The sequence below is a fragment of the Tateyamaria sp. ANG-S1 genome (assembly GCF_000814025.1).
Taxonomy (GTDB): domain Bacteria; phylum Pseudomonadota; class Alphaproteobacteria; order Rhodobacterales; family Rhodobacteraceae; genus Tateyamaria.
The window spans coordinates 128,745-144,592 of the sequence record NZ_JWLL01000009.1; the positions used below are offsets into that span (position 1 = coordinate 128,745).

Annotated in this window: 15 protein-coding genes; 1 reads left to right on the forward strand and 14 read right to left on the reverse strand. The window is 59.1% G+C overall.

Annotated features, from left to right (window positions below):
- Window positions 1-92: 92 nt before the first annotated feature.
- Window positions 93-3,272, forward strand: a complete 3,180-nt coding sequence (locus tag RA29_RS17660; protein ID WP_039688451.1) for an Ig-like domain-containing protein — start codon at window positions 93-95, stop codon at window positions 3,270-3,272.
- Between the two features lie 148 nt (window positions 3,273-3,420).
- Here the strand turns inward: RA29_RS17660 and RA29_RS17665 are convergent, their stop codons facing one another.
- The 14 genes from RA29_RS17665 to RA29_RS17730 form a co-directional block, all read right to left on the reverse strand.
- Window positions 3,421-4,065: a protein-S-isoprenylcysteine O-methyltransferase gene (locus RA29_RS17665; RefSeq protein WP_052249752.1), complete on the reverse strand. Its 645-nt coding sequence runs from the start codon at window positions 4,063-4,065 to the stop codon at window positions 3,421-3,423.
- 265 nt (window positions 4,066-4,330) lie between these two features.
- Entirely contained in the window at window positions 4,331-5,458 is a 1,128-nt protein-coding gene (locus tag RA29_RS17670; RefSeq protein ID WP_052249753.1) for a SufD family Fe-S cluster assembly protein, read from the reverse strand.
- 29 nt (window positions 5,459-5,487) lie between these two features.
- Window positions 5,488-6,198, reverse strand: coding sequence for an ATP-binding cassette domain-containing protein (locus tag RA29_RS17675; RefSeq protein ID WP_039688452.1), 711 nt, complete (start codon window positions 6,196-6,198; stop codon window positions 5,488-5,490).
- A 386-nt stretch (window positions 6,199-6,584) separates the two neighbouring features.
- Window positions 6,585-8,294: a proton-conducting transporter membrane subunit gene (locus RA29_RS17680; protein WP_052249754.1), complete on the reverse strand. Its 1,710-nt coding sequence runs from the start codon at window positions 8,292-8,294 to the stop codon at window positions 6,585-6,587.
- Window positions 8,291-9,769 (reverse strand): proton-conducting transporter membrane subunit, encoded by a 1,479-nt coding sequence (locus tag RA29_RS17685; RefSeq protein WP_039688454.1) that lies wholly within the window; start codon window positions 9,767-9,769, stop codon window positions 8,291-8,293. The genes RA29_RS17680 and RA29_RS17685 overlap by 4 nt, the downstream gene beginning before the upstream one ends.
- Window positions 9,766-11,301 carry a proton-conducting transporter membrane subunit gene (locus RA29_RS17690; RefSeq protein ID WP_052249755.1) on the reverse strand — a complete coding sequence of 512 codons (1,536 nt, stop codon included), beginning with the start codon at window positions 11,299-11,301 and terminating at the stop codon, window positions 9,766-9,768. The genes RA29_RS17685 and RA29_RS17690 overlap by 4 nt, the downstream gene beginning before the upstream one ends.
- Window positions 11,291-11,581, reverse strand: coding sequence for an NADH-quinone oxidoreductase subunit K (locus RA29_RS17695; RefSeq protein ID WP_039688456.1), 291 nt, complete (start codon window positions 11,579-11,581; stop codon window positions 11,291-11,293). Before RA29_RS17695 ends, RA29_RS17690 begins: the two co-directional genes overlap by 11 nt.
- Complete coding sequence (locus tag RA29_RS17700) at window positions 11,578-12,495, reverse strand: Na(+)/H(+) antiporter subunit B (RefSeq protein WP_039688457.1); 918 nt, start codon at window positions 12,493-12,495, stop codon at window positions 11,578-11,580. The genes RA29_RS17695 and RA29_RS17700 overlap by 4 nt, the downstream gene beginning before the upstream one ends.
- On the reverse strand, window positions 12,492-12,776 hold the full coding sequence (locus RA29_RS17705; protein WP_039688460.1) for a monovalent cation/H(+) antiporter subunit G: 285 nt from the start codon (window positions 12,774-12,776) through the stop codon (window positions 12,492-12,494). Before RA29_RS17705 ends, RA29_RS17700 begins: the two co-directional genes overlap by 4 nt.
- Complete coding sequence (locus RA29_RS22975; RefSeq protein ID WP_039688462.1) at window positions 12,773-13,033, reverse strand: monovalent cation/H+ antiporter complex subunit F; 261 nt, start codon at window positions 13,031-13,033, stop codon at window positions 12,773-12,775. Before RA29_RS22975 ends, RA29_RS17705 begins: the two co-directional genes overlap by 4 nt.
- A 17-nt stretch (window positions 13,034-13,050) precedes the next feature.
- The gene (locus RA29_RS17715; protein ID WP_052249756.1) at window positions 13,051-13,623 is read right to left on the reverse strand and encodes a Na+/H+ antiporter subunit E; all 573 of its coding nucleotides are present in this window, start codon (window positions 13,621-13,623) and stop codon (window positions 13,051-13,053) included.
- A 244-nt stretch (window positions 13,624-13,867) separates the two neighbouring features.
- Window positions 13,868-14,290 carry a hypothetical protein gene (locus tag RA29_RS17720; protein WP_039688464.1) on the reverse strand — a complete coding sequence of 141 codons (423 nt, stop codon included), beginning with the start codon at window positions 14,288-14,290 and terminating at the stop codon, window positions 13,868-13,870.
- A gap of 211 nt (window positions 14,291-14,501) precedes the next feature.
- Window positions 14,502-15,272, reverse strand: coding sequence for an anti-sigma factor (locus RA29_RS22075; RefSeq protein WP_052249757.1), 771 nt, complete (start codon window positions 15,270-15,272; stop codon window positions 14,502-14,504).
- On the reverse strand, window positions 15,272-15,796 hold the full coding sequence (locus tag RA29_RS17730; RefSeq protein ID WP_052249758.1) for a sigma-70 family RNA polymerase sigma factor: 525 nt from the start codon (window positions 15,794-15,796) through the stop codon (window positions 15,272-15,274). Before RA29_RS17730 ends, RA29_RS22075 begins: the two co-directional genes overlap by 1 nt.
- Between the last annotated feature and the right edge of the window lie 52 nt (window positions 15,797-15,848).

The following is a 15,848-nucleotide window of genomic DNA, read 5'->3' on the forward strand; positions in this document are numbered from 1 at the left end:
TCAGATGACACGCGGGTGCTCGGCACCCAATTTCTTTCAAATCGAGGACCCAGCCATTCGCGAGGCACTCTCTCATTTTCGGGAGTTGCCAGATGGGGCGCATATCCAAACAGACGATAGCCGGGGTTTTGGTCGCAGACCAACGCAAGGATCAGGTGTTGCTTTTGCAAGACCTGGATGGCGATGGCACTGCGCAGGGGCCGGGTGAAACGACGGTGTTCTTTGACGCGGACAACGCGAGCGGGCTCGATACACCAACGAACAATATCTTTACGGTGCATCAGGCCGATGATAAGTCGGTCTATGTTGGCGACGGCACCACGGATACGATCTATCGCCTGATCGACACCAACGCCGACGGCGATGCACAGGACGAGGGCGAAGCGACAGTTTGGTTCTCGGCGGACAACGCAGGTGGCCTGTCCACAGTAACACCCAACGGCATCGCCGAAGGTGCGGACGGTGCCATATACATCTCAAACGCGGGCACCGCGTCGGCACCGCAAGACGCGATTTACCGTACCGTTGACCTCAATGGCGATGGGGACGCGAACGACGCGGGCGAAGCAACTGTTTGGCTCGACCTTCAGACGGTGATCGACACATCGGTGCCCTTTGATCTCAGCTTTGACGGCGACGTCGCCTACCTCAACGATCTGGCTGGAACGGGAACGGACGTCATTTACCGGATCGAGGACGCGAACGGTGATGGCACAATCCAGACCGACGAAGTGACCAGCTTTATCTCGGACGACATGAGCTTTGGCGCTCCGGTGGATATTTCGAGTGCTGTGTCGGTCGATGGCTCGCTGTACACCCTCACATGGTTCCCGGACGGGGATGAGGAGTTGAAGATTTACCGTCTCAATGATCTGGACGGGTCCGGACAGATCGACAGCTTGTTCGAAGCGGTTGAGGTTTGGAATGCCAGTGCCATGCCAGATGGCATCCCGGCGGAGATCGGCTTCTCGCTGGCCACAGATGGCGATGGGGGCCTCATCCTCACCGCCAATAGCTTCGCCGGGGACGCGAGCGTGGTCCAACTGACCAACCTCAACGGTGACGGCGATTTCTTTGACGCGGGCGAGACGACCATCCTAGGCTCGGACCAATACGATGGCCAACTGGTCCGCCCCCGCGCGGTCGCAGCCTATGAGGGTGAGGCTCAGGTCGTGGCCAGCACCGTGGGCGCGGGCAACCACTTCTCCGTCTTTCTGAGGGATGGGGTGCTGTATAGCTCCGGTGAAAACGTGGTCAGCCAATTGGGCAATGGTACCACCGGGTTCGACGTCAAAGCACCGCTGCCGGTGTCTTTGCCCGAAGGGTTTGACGCCGAAATCACCTCGGTTGCGGGCGGGTTGTTGCACACGACGTTCCTGACAGATGATGGCGATGTATACGCCTTTGGCTTCAACAACCGCGGCCCATTGGGCCTGGGCGACGAAGAGGCGCGGACGACGGCAACAAAGATCGAAGCCTTGGACGACATTGACGTCATTGGCATCGAAAACGGCAATGGCACATCCTTTGCCATCGCAGCGGACGGCACGCTTTATGGTTGGGGCAGCAACACGAACGGCCAACTTGGCACAGGCGATCAGGAAGAGCGTCTTGTCCCCACCGAAATCAGCGCGCTGTCCAACGAAACCGTCGTGGCCGTATCCGCGGGTGTCACGCACACCTTGGTATTGACAGCGGATGGTGAGGTCTATGGCTTCGGCAGCAACACCGACAATCAGGTCAGCCGCTCGGACGACCGCCGCGTGATCGAACCGACATTGATTGAAGGGTTGCCGGAAAACATCGTGGCCATCTCGGGCGAGGGGCGTACATCCTATGCCATCACGTCCGATGGCCGTGTCTTCGGCTGGGGTGAAAGCCGCAATGGGCAGCTGCTGCAGGGCGAAGACAACGGTGACGGCACATTCACGCCGAACCCCGACGATGTGGCCGAGCCGATTGAGCTGACCGGATTGCCCGAAGGTGTCATCGACATTCAGGGTGGCGCGCGTTGGTCCGTTGCGCTGACCGAGGATGGCGATGTCTACGCCTGGGGACCGAACGATGAAGGTCCAACCGGTGGGCTGGACGGCGATCCTGCGGCAGAAAGCGATGTCAGCTTCCTGCCCACACTGATCGCGGAACTCGATGACGTCCACATCGTCGAAATCCAGACCGGGCCCAACTCGATCATTGCGGTCAGCGACACGGGGGCGATTTTTACTTGGGGCTCGAACTCGGACGGGCGTCTTGGCTATTCCACTGATGGCTCGGTGTATGTCCCGCGCGAAGTCGACTTTGACGCGGACCCAGCGCCGTTCCTGCTGTCGGCTGTACCCTCGGACAATGGCCGCGACGTGGAAAATGACGCGGCGCTCACGCTAACCTTTACGGAAGAGGTCGAGCCCGGGGAAGGACTGATCACTCTGATCAATCGGGACACCGGCGAGCGGATCGAGATCGACGTGACCGACAGCCGCCTTGTCAGCTTTGACGGTGACACCGTCACTGTCACGCCGCCGTCCCACTTGGATACCGACGCAAGGTACGCCGTTGAGATCGAAGACGGCGCTTTCCTGGACGATCAGGGGCAAGCCTTTGAAGGGATTGATGAAGGCGATACATCTACCTTCAACTTCACCACGTCCGAAGAGGCTGCGGCATCTGAGGATCGTTATCGTGGAACCTTCGACGACGATCTGTTGCGCGGCGGCGCGGATGACGACCGTATAGATGGCCGGGCAGGCGATGACCTGATCTCAGGTGGCGAAGGCAACGACCGTCTCAACGGTGGCTGGGGGGATGACGAACTGCTTGGAAATACAGGGCGCGATCGCCTGAATGGCGGTTGGGGTCAGGACACGCTGGATGGTGGCGCGAACAATGACCGGCTGAATGGTGGGTGGTCCGACGACGTGCTTTTCGGCGGTGCGGGCGACGACCGCTTGAACGGTGGCTTTGGCAACGACACTTTGGATGGCGGTGCTGGCGACGACCGGATGACAGGCGGGTTCGGGAGTGACACCTTCGTCTTTAATGGAGGGCATGACCTGATCCGTGACTTCGACACCGAGTTTGATTGGTTTCTCTTTAGCCGTCCATCTGATCAGATCGTGATTGATATAGATGGCAGCAGCGACTTTGAGGACCTTGTTGCCAGTGCAAGTCAGTCGGGACGCGCTGTGACATTCCAGTTCAGCGAAGAAGACAGCCTGACATTGCGCGATACTCAGCTGGATGAGTTGAGTGCCGATATGTTCAGTTTTGTCTGACAATTCTTCGGCGGGAGCTGCATGTGCAGCTTCCGCCTTTCACTTTCTCTCGCCATTTGATGCGCGACGCTGCCTGTGTGTGCAGAGCCGTTGCGCGGCGCCCCACTCAAAAAAGATGTAATTGGTGTTTCCAACGCCGCCGGCGATTTCAATCCCTGAGCCGAGGGAGCAGGCGGGGTGTACGGCTGGCGTAGCCCTCCCATTCAGCGCCAAACCGCTCCGCCATCATGCGTTCTTCGGGTCCGACCCGGACGACGTAAAGCAATGCGAAGATCACGAGCCCGGCGGGCCCGGCCACCCAGTTGGCCAAGAGCAGCGCCTGGGCAATCGTGATGAGAAAGATTGCCGTATACATTGGATGACGCATGCGGCTGTAGATACCCGTCGTTACGAGAGCATGGCCTTCGCGCAGTTCTAGGTGTGCTGACCAGAATGAGCCAAGATCGGCATGCGAGCGGAAAAAGACAAAAAGACCCGCAAGTGCGCACACACCGCCCAACACGAACTGCGCACTAGTGGCCGAATAGGCTGCAAAATCAAGCATAGGTGTGGCGAGCGCGAAAAGTGGCAAGATGATCATGCCGACACCCACAGCCGCCGCAAGTGGGCGTTCTCGGGTCGCATCACGCTCCTCCGATACGTCCAGAGGGGTGGAGTCCGTGAGCCATATCCGAATGGTGTACCAAGACGTCATAAACGCGAGAAACGGCAGGCTGGCGTAGGGCGCGCCGCGCCACAACGCTAGAGCCATGACGACTGCCAAAATAGCGTAGGGAATGAACTTGCCAATCATGAATATTCTCACCAGTGACGCGGGAATCGCTGGCGGGGACGCTGGCTGAGTGCTTGTTGAGGCTAGTATATTTGCGAGCCATTCGCAACTGAGGCGAAGCTACACTTAAATCGGCTCGCAAAGCAGTTCGAAGCACTATGGCACTTGGCCTGGATGATTTCGGCTTGCGCCGGGGCCACGCAGCCAGGTCGAGCGGCATGCCGTTGGTTCGACCTCATTCTGACGGAGCCGTTAAATTCCGCACCAAAGCAAGCCCTCCATACTTTCACATCCCGCCTGACTTTGAGTCCGCGATGAGTTGCGCAACCCGATCCCGCAAGGTTGGCGGAATTGCATCACTGTTCAGTGACAAAAAGCCCTTGATGACAAGACCGCGCGCTGCATCTTCACCGATGCCGGTGGCCATGAGGTAATTGAGTTTTTCGTCATCAATGATACCAACACTGGCCTCATGGCTCAGCATGGCGCCCTCGGCACGGGCCTTGAGTTCGGGAACTGCCACAATATCACCGCGATCTGTCAGCTTCAGCCCATCGCATCCAAGGAACCCGCTGCTGCCCGCAGCATCGCCAACAAGGCGTGCGACATTGATGATGGTCCCCCCGGCTGCAACCATACGCGCCAAGTCTTCGGATGTGGCGCCCACACCCAGCAGATGTGTCTCCGTTTCAATCCGACGTTCGGTGCCATCCGGGGCGAAAACGATGGCCTGACTTGTGGATTTTGCACCTGCCGCCAGCCTAGAAACAGACAAGCTGACGCTGCGCGCAATAGGTGCCATCATAACGGACGTCGCTTGGCTCTGCGCATCTTCGTCGAGCTTTGCGTAGCCATAGGAATGCACCTCCATTCCTTCACCCCAGTGCTCAATCGACACCGATTTGCATGAAGAGCCTGCGCGCATGTAACACTCACCAATGGAGATATGGCGTCCCTTGTGCACGATGTGTGGCACTGCGGCACCCGATATCATCTCGACCTCCGCGCCCTCGTCGATCAGCGTGATATCGTGCGTGAATTGCCGCGCCTGAGGCGTTTCCAAAATGGTGAAACTCTGCACCGGCAAAGTCACCTTGGCACCCGGTTTGACCCAGATGAAATGGCCAAGCGGATCGTGCATATGCTCGGCCACCTTGGCAACATGCTCATTCTCATCAGGTGCAACGAGGCCGAACATGAGGTCCTGAACGAAATCATAGGTCCGAAGCGCGTCGGCCAGGGGCATGATTTCGACACCGGCATCGCTGGAGCGCGCGATACGCATGGCACGATCAATCAGGATACCTGTGGCAGCCCGTTTCGATTGATCATCAAACCCTACATCGTACAGGATATTCCGCTGAGAATTGCTCAGGTCCTGCGCGGTGGAAACGGAGTGTTCGGTCGGGATCATGTCACAAAATCCTCATCAGACCCGTGCGTTCAAGCTGCGGGTGCGGTGTAGCCAGCGGTTTGGATATGCTCAAATGCCTCTTCGGCATCACCAGAATACAGGATGCGCCCATCCCGCATGATATGGGCACAATCGGCCTTCACATATTTCAGGATCATGCCCGTATGCGTGATGACGAGACCGGAGCATATGCGCCCCTGCTTGTCGGGTGCGCGCACAACCCGTGCGATCGCATCGCCAACAGCGCTCACATGTTCCAGATCAACGCCGCTCTCAGGCTCGTCAAACAGCAAAAGGCGCGGGTCTTGCAGCACCAGCTTGAGGACTTCCCAGCGCTTGCTCTCGCCTCCGGAAAATCCAACATTCATATCTCGGTGCAAGAATTCTCCAAGGTCCAATGCTGCCGCTTCACGCTCCAAACGCTCACCCGCGCCCAATGCTTCTGCGAAACTGCGCACTGAAACGCCACCAAGCCGTGGCGGACGTTGATAGCCCAACCCGATGCCCAATCGCGCGCGTTCGTCCAGCGCAAGATCCTGGATCGGTTGTCCGTCAAATAGTATATCGCCGCCCACAACCTCAAAGGGTGGCAATCCCATGATCGTTGCAAGCAAGCTTGACTTTCCCGATCCATTTGGACCGAGCAGAACGTGCAGTTGGCCCTCGGGCAAGGTGAGATTGATCGAACTTAGGATCGGTTTATCCCCGACCGCAACAGAAAGATCCCGTATCTCCAACATCGCTGCCTCCTTGCTGTTAAAAGCAATCTGAACTTGAGGTCACCAAGACATGGCGTCGATCAAGGGTGGCGAGCGGGAGGTGGCAGAGCGTGGTGGCGTGGCTGGTCCTCGCAGCCTTGCAAGTTAGGTTGGTATGCAGGGGGCGTTTTTAAAGGGTTGCCGCAAACAATTGTGGGGTGTTGCCCGTGCTGCGGCTGCCATTAAGCCTGATTTGAAGCACCACCAGACGACGCGCAGTGATACAGGTTTTCAAAGGTCGGGACGCGTTCAATGCGCTGCACCAAAGTGGATCTGAGATGCATGGTGAGCGACAGCTTATCAGCCCTCCAACTCTTGCCGCGAGATATCAAGCGGGCCTTGGCATGTTTTGGCACCAGGGTAAGCCCTCACAAGCTCGGATATGAAAGCGGTTGGTGGGCCAAAGCTCGCAAATCCGGATGTGCCGCAAGACCAGCGACAATGATTGCAACCAAAATGATCAACAAGGCGATGCCGCCATTTGCCCGCTGCACAGTCGCGTGCCGCTGGAACAAGGCCGAAGCAGATAGCCACCAAACTGCCGGCACCCCGATTGAAAACGTTCCAGCCGAGCGGGTCGGTCGGCGTGAGAACTGAAACAAAGCGAGAATTTCACCGGGTGGGACCTCGCGCACTCTCAGGCCCGTTCCACGCATCAGAAGCCATAGGCAAATCGTCCCTCCGATGGCGAGCGCGATGGGAACGGCATTCGCCAATTGTTCGTCCTCAAGTTCCGGCGCGGCGAACGGGGCCAGCCAGACACCGCCAAGGGCCAGCACAGTCATGACCATCCACGGGCCTGTAATCCACGCTGAGAGGTTCGCTTTTGGCTCTTGCCGCCCCATCAGCGCCAGAAAACGCAGCATCAGCAACGCCGTGCCTAGGCTGCTGAATAGTAGGACCGGATCCAGTGCCTGCCCCCAGAATCCAGGCGCGGTACCCAATGCATCCTTTAGACTTGATTTTGCCAGCGCGCCGCTGGTCCAGGGTGCAGCCGACAAGACAGCCGCCGGAAGGATCAGAAGCAAAAGCAGCAGCGTGCGCGTCAGAGGGCGCTGCATGCTCCAATAGGCAGGAACGCCCAGAAAGAGAGCTGCCTTCGCAAAGGCATGGTGGGCTGCAAAGAGCACAAGCGCTGGTAGAATTGCACCCCATGCTACGGGCACGGCAAGGCCGGTGCCAAGTGCCATCGCGACAAGACCCATCTGGGCGACACTTGAATAGGCCAGGACAGCCTTGGGGTTCCGCTGCGACGCGCCAATGAGAGCGGCCAGCACAATAGAGGTGCCGCCCAGAGCGATGATGACCAAACCCGCCTGCTCATGCTGGACGAGCCCGAAGGGAAGGATGGTCAGCGCACCAAAGAGCCCGGCCTTGATCATGGCCCCGCTCAAAACGGCACTCGCAGGCGCAGGGGCTGCGGCATGGGCAAGCGGCAGCCACAGGTGCAGGGGCACCACACCCAGCTTGATGCCAAACCCAAGGAGCAGTAGAAGCGTACCAAGTCCGCCCAGCTCAGTCTGCCGAATATCCGCCAAAAACAACGACTCCGCCGTATAGGCAGCGATGGTCAGGCCAGAGAACAGGGCAAGCTCCCCCGCAATGGCAAACACGATGTAGCTTCGCCCGGCAAAGAGTGCGAACCGGCTGCGCTCATGCACCACAAGCCCCCATGAGGCGAGGCTCATCATCGAAAAGAACGTGTAGAATGATGCGACATCGCCTGCGAGGATCAGACCGAAATTGCCCGCCATAGCCAACAGAAAGAACACGCAAAATCGCGTGCGGCGCGTGTCGTTTTTCAGGTAGGCAACAGCGGACCAGGCCGCCAGCGTCCACAAAAACGCCGTGAACGCCAGAAAGGCAAGACGGGTCGCATCAAGCTCAAGCCGAACCCCCAACAGCAGGGCAGGCACGTCCTGAGAGATGGGCCCGGCATAGAGGATGATCAGCAGCAGCGCAGGCGCCGGCGCGACCAGTGCCGCCCAAGGCAAACTCGACCGGAACCCCGGAAAAACCGCGAGCGCAGCGATCAGCAATGGGACAAGCGGGACAAGAAGAAGGGGAAACGAGGTCATTGATATTCCAGTGAAACGATGAACTGGGTCCAGCCCAAGGGGCTGAAGGGTGCGTTTGCAAAGACACCGGCAAGGACGATCAGCAACGCCGTGGCCGCTGGTGGCAGAAGCAACATCCATCCGATACGGCGCACCGGCGTTGCGGTGGCGGCCTGTGGGGGCAGAAACCACCCGCGATAGACGATGGGCAGAAAATAGGCCGCGTTCAGCAGGCTCGATCCCAAAAGGATCGCAATGACCCACGCCTGACCGGCATCCAGCCCCCCTGCCCCCAAATACCATTTGCTGACAAACCCGGCCAAGGGCGGCAGTCCGATCATACCAAAGGCGGCAATCGTGAAGAACAGCATACTCAACGGCATGAGCTTGCCCATCCCGTTCATCTGACTGATCTTCTTGACGCCGTGACCTTCGGTGAAATTGCCAGCGCACAGAAACAGGGTGATTTTCATGATGCCCTGATGGATGAGGTGGACCAGTCCGCCTGTCGCGGCGATGGGCGAGATCAGCGCCACACCCAGCGCGATGTAAGAAACCTGGCTGACCGTCGAAAAGGCAAGCCGCGACTTCAGGTCGTCTTGGGTGAGCGCGCGCACCGACCCGTAAATGATCGTCGCCGCCGCCGCAGCGGCCAGCGGGGTGGCAAGTCCCAACGCCTGCGTCGCATCTACGCCGTAAACGTCATAAACGATCCGCATGATCCCGAACGCCCCTGCCTTGACCACGGCAACTGCATGCAACAGCGCGCTCACCGGGGCGGGTGCCACCATGGAAATCGGCAGCCAGGCATGAAGCGGGATAAGCGCGGCCTTCACCCCAACCCCCATGATCAGCAGAACGAAAATGATCTGGAGCGTTCCGGCATGGGTGACAGGAAGCTCACCCAGAACGCCCTGAGGCGTAAAGAGGAACGGGCCCGCAAGCGTGTGCAGCCAGACCACGCCAACTGTCAGTGCTAACCCGCCCCCCAGCGTATAGGCCAGATAGATGCGCCCGGCTCGCAGGGCATCCGCTGTGCCGCGATGGACCACAAGCGGATAGGTGGCAAGCGTGAGAACCTCGAAGAAGATCAGGAAGGTAAAGAGATTGCCCGACATGGCGATCCCAACTGTCGCCGCCACGCACAGGCTGAAGAAGCCAAAGAACCGGCTGCAGTTCTGCCCCACCTCGAGATAGCCAATGGCGTAGATCGTGGTCAGCAACCACAGCAGCGCGGAAAGGGCCAGAAACAGGACCGACAACGCATCAACGTAAAGCACGAAGTCGAGCCCCGGCAACATGGTCAGTCCCACCTGAAAGGTCGCACCGTTGACCACGCCGATTGTCAGCCAAACCACGAGAAAGAGCTTCAGCGCGGCAGCCCCGAGGTTGATCGCGGTGCGCAAGGCCACGGCGCGCTCGGGCAGCATAAGGATCACCGGTGCGATACACAGCGAGGTGAAGAGAATGGCAAGCGGCAGGAAGACCTCGGTCATAGATCGGCTCCATCAGCGCCATAGGTCACGGCAGGTTCTGCGGCAGTGAAGGTCGGAAAAGGGGCGCCGATCTCGATCAGGTTGAGCGGCAGATAGGATCCAAAACCCAGAACGAGGGCTACAAGTGCGAGACCCAGCGCCACGCCATCGCCCAAACGCCAGTTGGCAGAGCCGTCCTGACGTTCTGAAGGCAACACACTACGACGCAGCAACCGGCCAATCACCCGCAGCATGTAGCTGGCACTCAACACGGTGCTGATGAGCACAACAGACACCCAGATCCAGATCTCTCCCGCGATCATGCCGTCCAGCAGCAGCCACTTTCCGACAAAGCCCCCCGACGGCGGCAACCCCACCAAGCTTATCGCTGCGATGACAAAGGCAAAAGCGGCCGGTTTACCCCCAGCAGGCAAGCGGCGCAGGCTTGAAATACGGTCATGCCCCATCTCTTCGATCAACCGGCCGGCGGCCAGAAACATCGCCGCTTTTGCGATGGCGTGCGCCAGCATCAGAAAGACCGCGCCACGCCAGACGGATGCAGCTTCAATCGTGCCGGTTGCCGCGAAAACCAGCGTGACCAGACCCACCTGGGCGACGGTCGAATAGGCCACCAACATCTTCAGCCGCCGCGTCCTGAGCGCTTGGAACGAACCGAAGAAGATCGCCCCGGCCCCCATCACACCGAAGAGGATCGGCAGAAAGTCTGTCGGCGGTGCAAAGGCCAGCCAAAGCCGCATCGCCATGTAAAGCGCAGCCTTCACCACGAGAGCGGACAGGATGGCACTGGCAGGGACCGTTGCACTGGAATGCGCATCCGGCATCCAGAAATGCAGCGGAAAGATCGCAGCCTTGATAGCCAGTCCGGCCAGCATGATCAGCAATGCCAGTGTCGCCGTGATCGAGGTGTCGGCGCTCTGAATACTGCCGAGGTCGACACGGCCATATGCGGTATAGAGGTAGTCCACTCCCAGTAGGATCATCAGGCTCCCGACAAGGCCGATGATCAGATAACGCAGCGCAGCTTGCAGGGACTGCCTGGTCCCGGCCAGGGCCGTCAGACCGACCGCTGTCAGGCCGACAATCTCAAGCGTGACAAAAAGATTGAAGATATCAGTCGCCAGATACAGCGCGTTCAGCCCGGCCAGCAAAAGCATCCAAAGCGGCCAGAAATAGGTGCGCGCCCTGACATGGGCTCCGGTATCCTGATCGGACGTCGTGATGCCCCAGGACCCAACGGTAAACAGACCAACCGCAGCACCGATCCACGCGGTCATCAGGATCATGAAGACGGCCAGCCCGTCGGCATAAAGCTGGATGCCTAGCGGAGGCGCCCACCCCGCCAGCTGCGTGGCCATGGGTCCATGCTCCATAAGAGTCACGGCCAGCCCAACCGCTCCGAAAAGGCCGACACCCATGCCCACCAAACCGATGACAGCGGCGGCGCGCTGGAAAAGTACGCTCAGCGTGCCAGCCAGAAGCGGCCCGAGAAGCAGAACGCTTTTGGGATCAAGTCCAAGAAAATCAGGTGTCATGGTCGTCGTTCATCTCATCAATGCGCCGCACGATGCAGAGGGCCGCAGCGGTCGTTGCGACAAGCACCACAATGCCCGTCAGAACAAAGGCTTGGGGGACGGGATCGGCCGGAACGCTGGGGCCACGATAAGCCGACGCGATCATGATCGAGCCAACGCCCACCGAAATGACGTTCACCGCCACAAGCTGCCAGAGCGCGCTGGAGGACACCGCGAGCCGATACAGTCCGATCCCGATCAGCCCAATGCCCGCGAATGCGTAAATCAGATCTGTGGTCATGGACGGCCCTCCCTTCTTGTTGCCCCGACGAACAGAGCCGCGAGCGTGGCTGCAACGGACACGGTAAGCGTGGCTTCGATGATGATGATCCAGATCTTTTCCTGCCCTTGCGGGTAGCGCAGCATGTCTCCGGTCAGGATTTGCGCGCCAATTGCGGCCAGAACGAAACCACCCAAACCGATCGCGCAGATCAGCCGGATCATACCGCCGTGCCGCTCCTGCGGATCATAGTGACGCCCCAGGATCAGGACGATGCCCCCTGCCCCCAGCACCGCCGCGGCCTGAAAAGCCCCGCCCGGTCGGCTCGCTCCAAGCCACAGCAGATAGCCCGCGATTATGATGCTGACCGGCACGATCACTTTGGCAAAGGGCACAAACAACGGCCCCAGCGGACGCAAAGCAATGGGTTTGCTGCCCAGCATCAGCACGATGGTCAGCGCGGCGGCCAACACGACGATCTCAAGCAGCGTGTCGTAAGAACGGAAGTTCAGCAGCACCGCGGTGACAGGATTGGTGACACCGCTTTGATCCATCCGCGCGCCGACGTCGCGGTCATATCCTGTGGCAAGGTCTGGCGCCAGGATGAAGGCCACGACCAGCGCGGTGGTGATCATCAAAGACAGCACGCCTGCGATGAAAGCAGTCGGCAAAGCCGTCGAAGGCTCCTTCGGCTCATGCCGCAAGGCGCTGAGCGTCCGCAAAAGCAATGCCCCGGTGATGCCCGCACCAACCGCAGCCTCGGCCAGCGCGACATCCGGCGCGTTCAGACGTACCCAACCCAGTGAAGCCAGAAGACCGAACATCATGAAAAGCACAATCATCCGAAAGGCATCGCGCGACGCCAGCGAAAGCCATGCCACGGCGAGCAGACCCACGGCGAGGGTCACGTCGAAAACAATCCAGGGGTCGGTCATGTCTTGTCACGCAGGGCATGGCGGGCAATCAGGTGGCCCCCGATTGCTCCGGACACCGCGATCAGCAGCCAGACAAGCGCCAATTTGGCCGCAACGAACCCGTCGGCGGTCATAATGCCCGTTCCAGCGGCGACCAGCCCGAGGCCCAGATTGTCGGCCTTTGTCACCGCATGCAGACGGCTGAACACGTCCGGAAAACGAAGGATACCAACCGTTCCGGCCACAAAGAAAACCGCGCCCAGCCCCATAAGACCGACGCCCAGCAGCTCAGCCCAACTCATGACTGCCGCTCCAAACGGGCGGTGGCCAAAAAGGTGGTCAGCGCGATTGCCGCGAGGATGGCAAAGACAAGCGCGACATCGAAAAGCGCCCGATTGCCGCTGGCGACGCCCATCACCAAAAGGATCGCAACCCCGGACGTTCCGATCAACTGGGCAGCAAGCATACGGTCAGCAGTGGTCGGACCGCGCAGAATGCGGATCAGCCCCACCAGGGCAGTCAACAATAATAGGGTGGCGATGAAAGGCAAAACGATCAAAGGGTTTTCTCCATTTTCTACAAGGCAAAGAGGTCCCGAACACGGGCTTCGAGCGTCGGAAGGTCGGGGGTAAGATCGCGGTCCAGCAGATTGATCGTCAGGCGCGGCCCGTCGATATCGGCGGTAAGTGTCCCCGGCAGCAGGGTGACGGTGTTGGCAAACATCCAGCGCGGAGGACCTTCAGGCAGGTCCGTTTCCCAGATCAGAAAGGCTGGTTGCTGGACCCAAAACGGATGAAACGCGCGCCGAGCGACATCGACAGCGCCCAGAACGGTCTGAACGATGAAATAGGCAACAAATCGCAATGAACCGGCGACCGAGATATGCTGTGATCGCGCAGGCGGCAGCAACAGCACCGTCCCGGTGCCTAACAGGATCGTCGGCACGCCGATGATCCAGCTCAGCCGATCACCCGGGTTCAGGATCCACCACAAAACCGCCAGAACGGCAGCAGCAAGCGCTGTCCGCGCAATCGTCGATGGGTGTGTGTCCCCAACCTTGACCGGCAGGGACGACCGATCCTGCACAATCACCGGCAGCAAGTCGGGCTTCTGCCGACTTGACCTAGCCTTTTCATCCACACGGACCATGGGCACCTCCGGAGCAGCATCGCGTTGCCAATGAAGGTTCCGACATCGCAACCTGCTGCCCAAGGTTGCCAGAGGGGCCCGGATCCGTGTTCCAGCAGGATTTGCTGGCAAGAGCAGTACGGTCCGTCACATCGACCGCCCTTTGGATCACATACGCGCGAGCTGGAATTTTCATCCCGGAAAAGAAAAAGGGGCTGTCCTGCAAGACAGCCCCCCGGCTCTCAGTCCAATGCTGGCGTTCCGTTTAGGACGGCTCAATGGCCTCCTGTTTCATCTTCCCGGCAGCATTGTCGATCCCGAGGCTCTCCTCCGGCGGATTGACAGTGACCCAGCGCTTCCAGAACCCGGCCAGTGTCATGGTCACACCAATGATCACCATGAGCCATTTCACCGTCTCGAATGGCAGCGCCGCCGCTGCAAAGAATGGGGCAAGGCCAAGACCGATGCCGAAAAGCACGAAGCCAAGCCAATCGGATTGGTGCGGGCGTAAGAGACTGTTCACAGCAAGTACTGCGCTGACAGCCCCAAGAAAGTGCGCGGCCTGTGCCACCGGCGCAGCAAGCTGCACAAAGAAGGGGGCCATGCCGATGATGATACCAGCGATAAGGGCAAGCAGGACAGGGTGGCTTGCACGGTCGCTAAAATTGATGTTTTTCATTTTGATCATGTCGTTTTCCCTTTCTAGGTCATAGGATGTCGACAGACCCGGTTTCGCTTGAACTCCTTCGTTTCGGATCGGTCAAAAGAATAACGCTTTATATTGCCGACCCATCCCCGCTTATTTCGACTACACGGATACGTGATTTCAAAAATGCCCTAAAAACAAAAAAGGGAGCGCAAAAGTCTGCGCTCCTTTTCCCATTTTTATTTTACTCGAACTAATTCATCATTATCGCGATTTGAGTAAAGTCCACCGAATTTGACTGGGAAACAATCGCGTAATCCAGATCACTATTCCGCCAATATGCCACATCACGATTGGGATAATTCACCACTTCAAGCGCATGTAGGGGCAAATGCTCGGGATGGTCTGCGACCACAAGCGAAACACGCCCCCCCTCTTGGTCTTCGTAGAGAAACTGCGCAAATGGTCCCACTTCGCTGCCCAGAAGCCGCGCGCCAACCAGGTCCAGGCCAAGGGCTTCCAATCCGGGAACGCCAAGCGTGTGACCGGTATTTTCCGCAAACCAGTTTGCCACCAAACCCGCCGAGGCGGCATCGAATTCTAATGGATAAGGCCCGCTTTCGGCAAACACGCGGTGCGCGCCGACAGCATCGGAAACGTACCCCGGAACACCCGCAGTGGCCGACGCCGAAAAATAATCATGGCCCACCCAGCCGAAACTGACCAGCGCGAGAGCGGCCGCCATCTGAACCATCCAGCCCGCTGGCTGAAAAGGTTTCGATGGAGCCACTCTTTTGTGCAGCGCATCAGTCAACTCCTGCTCAAGCCGCGCTGTGCGCAGATTTGCGGGTGCGCGGTCCAGCGCCTCGGCTGCTTCGGCGATCAAGGCTTTCTGCCGGGCCATGGCCTCGAATGTTTCACGTTGCTCTGGATCTTCATCCAGAAGCGCTTCGATGTCTGCCGCTTCTTCCGGTCCAAGTTGGCCGTCAAGATAGGCATGCAGTGACGTGTTATCCTTGCCCATTATTTGTGTTCTCCTAACCGGATGACCTTGGGGTCAGCTTCTTTTTTTTGATCCAGAATTTTGCGAAGTGCTGCCCTGCCGCGACCAAGGCGGCTGTAAAGCGTGCCCATCGGGATATCGAGGACCGAGGCCGCCTCCGCATAGCTCATGTCCTCAAGTGCGACCAAGATGATGGGACGCCGTTGCGCTTCGGGCAACTGACCGAGGGCGTCGAGAACCTGATTGAGTTCCACGCGCACCGTCGGATCGGTGTGATCGACAGGCTCTGGCAGATCAGGCTTGGCCGCGTCCCGAACCTTGGTCTTGCGGATCGCGCTGATATGCGTGTTATGCATGATGCGGAACAACCAGACACGCAGGTTGCTTTCCGGATCCCAGCTGTCGGCCGCCGCAATGGCCTTGACCAGCGTTTCCTGCACAAGATCCTCGGCCGCATCGCGATTTCGCGTCAAAACCAGCGCGTATCGCCGCAGGGCGCTCACGTAATCCTGCATCTTGTCGCTCAGTTCCGCGATGACAGCCATGGTTGCTCCTTTCCTCTTTGGCCAAACAAACGCGCCCGCCGGGAAATTCATC

Excerpts from the sequence above, each read along its gene's own strand:
- RA29_RS17670 (WP_052249753.1), bottom strand. The coding sequence starts at position 5,458 with ATGATCCCGACCGAACACTCCGTTTCCACCGCGCAGGACCTGAGCAAT.
- RA29_RS17730 (WP_052249758.1), bottom strand. The coding sequence starts at position 15,796 with ATGGCTGTCATCGCGGAACTGAGCGACAAGATGCAGGATTACGTGAGC.
- RA29_RS17720 (WP_039688464.1), bottom strand. The coding sequence starts at position 14,290 with ATGATCAAAATGAAAAACATCAATTTTAGCGACCGTGCAAGCCACCCT.
- RA29_RS17700 (WP_039688457.1), bottom strand. The coding sequence starts at position 12,495 with ATGACCGACCCCTGGATTGTTTTCGACGTGACCCTCGCCGTGGGTCTG.
- RA29_RS17680 (WP_052249754.1), bottom strand. The coding sequence starts at position 8,294 with ATGACCTCGTTTCCCCTTCTTCTTGTCCCGCTTGTCCCATTGCTGATC.
- RA29_RS17690 (WP_052249755.1), bottom strand. The coding sequence starts at position 11,301 with ATGACACCTGATTTTCTTGGACTTGATCCCAAAAGCGTTCTGCTTCTC.
- RA29_RS17705 (WP_039688460.1), bottom strand. The coding sequence starts at position 12,776 with ATGAGTTGGGCTGAGCTGCTGGGCGTCGGTCTTATGGGGCTGGGCGCG.
- RA29_RS17660 (WP_039688451.1), top strand. The coding sequence starts at position 93 with ATGGGGCGCATATCCAAACAGACGATAGCCGGGGTTTTGGTCGCAGAC.
- RA29_RS17685 (WP_039688454.1), bottom strand. The coding sequence starts at position 9,769 with ATGACCGAGGTCTTCCTGCCGCTTGCCATTCTCTTCACCTCGCTGTGT.
- RA29_RS17715 (WP_052249756.1), bottom strand. The coding sequence starts at position 13,623 with ATGGTCCGTGTGGATGAAAAGGCTAGGTCAAGTCGGCAGAAGCCCGAC.
- RA29_RS22075 (WP_052249757.1), bottom strand. The coding sequence starts at position 15,272 with ATGGGCAAGGATAACACGTCACTGCATGCCTATCTTGACGGCCAACTT.
- RA29_RS17675 (WP_039688452.1), bottom strand. The coding sequence starts at position 6,198 with ATGTTGGAGATACGGGATCTTTCTGTTGCGGTCGGGGATAAACCGATC.
- RA29_RS17665 (WP_052249752.1), bottom strand. The coding sequence starts at position 4,065 with ATGATTGGCAAGTTCATTCCCTACGCTATTTTGGCAGTCGTCATGGCT.
- RA29_RS17695 (WP_039688456.1), bottom strand. The coding sequence starts at position 11,581 with ATGACCACAGATCTGATTTACGCATTCGCGGGCATTGGGCTGATCGGG.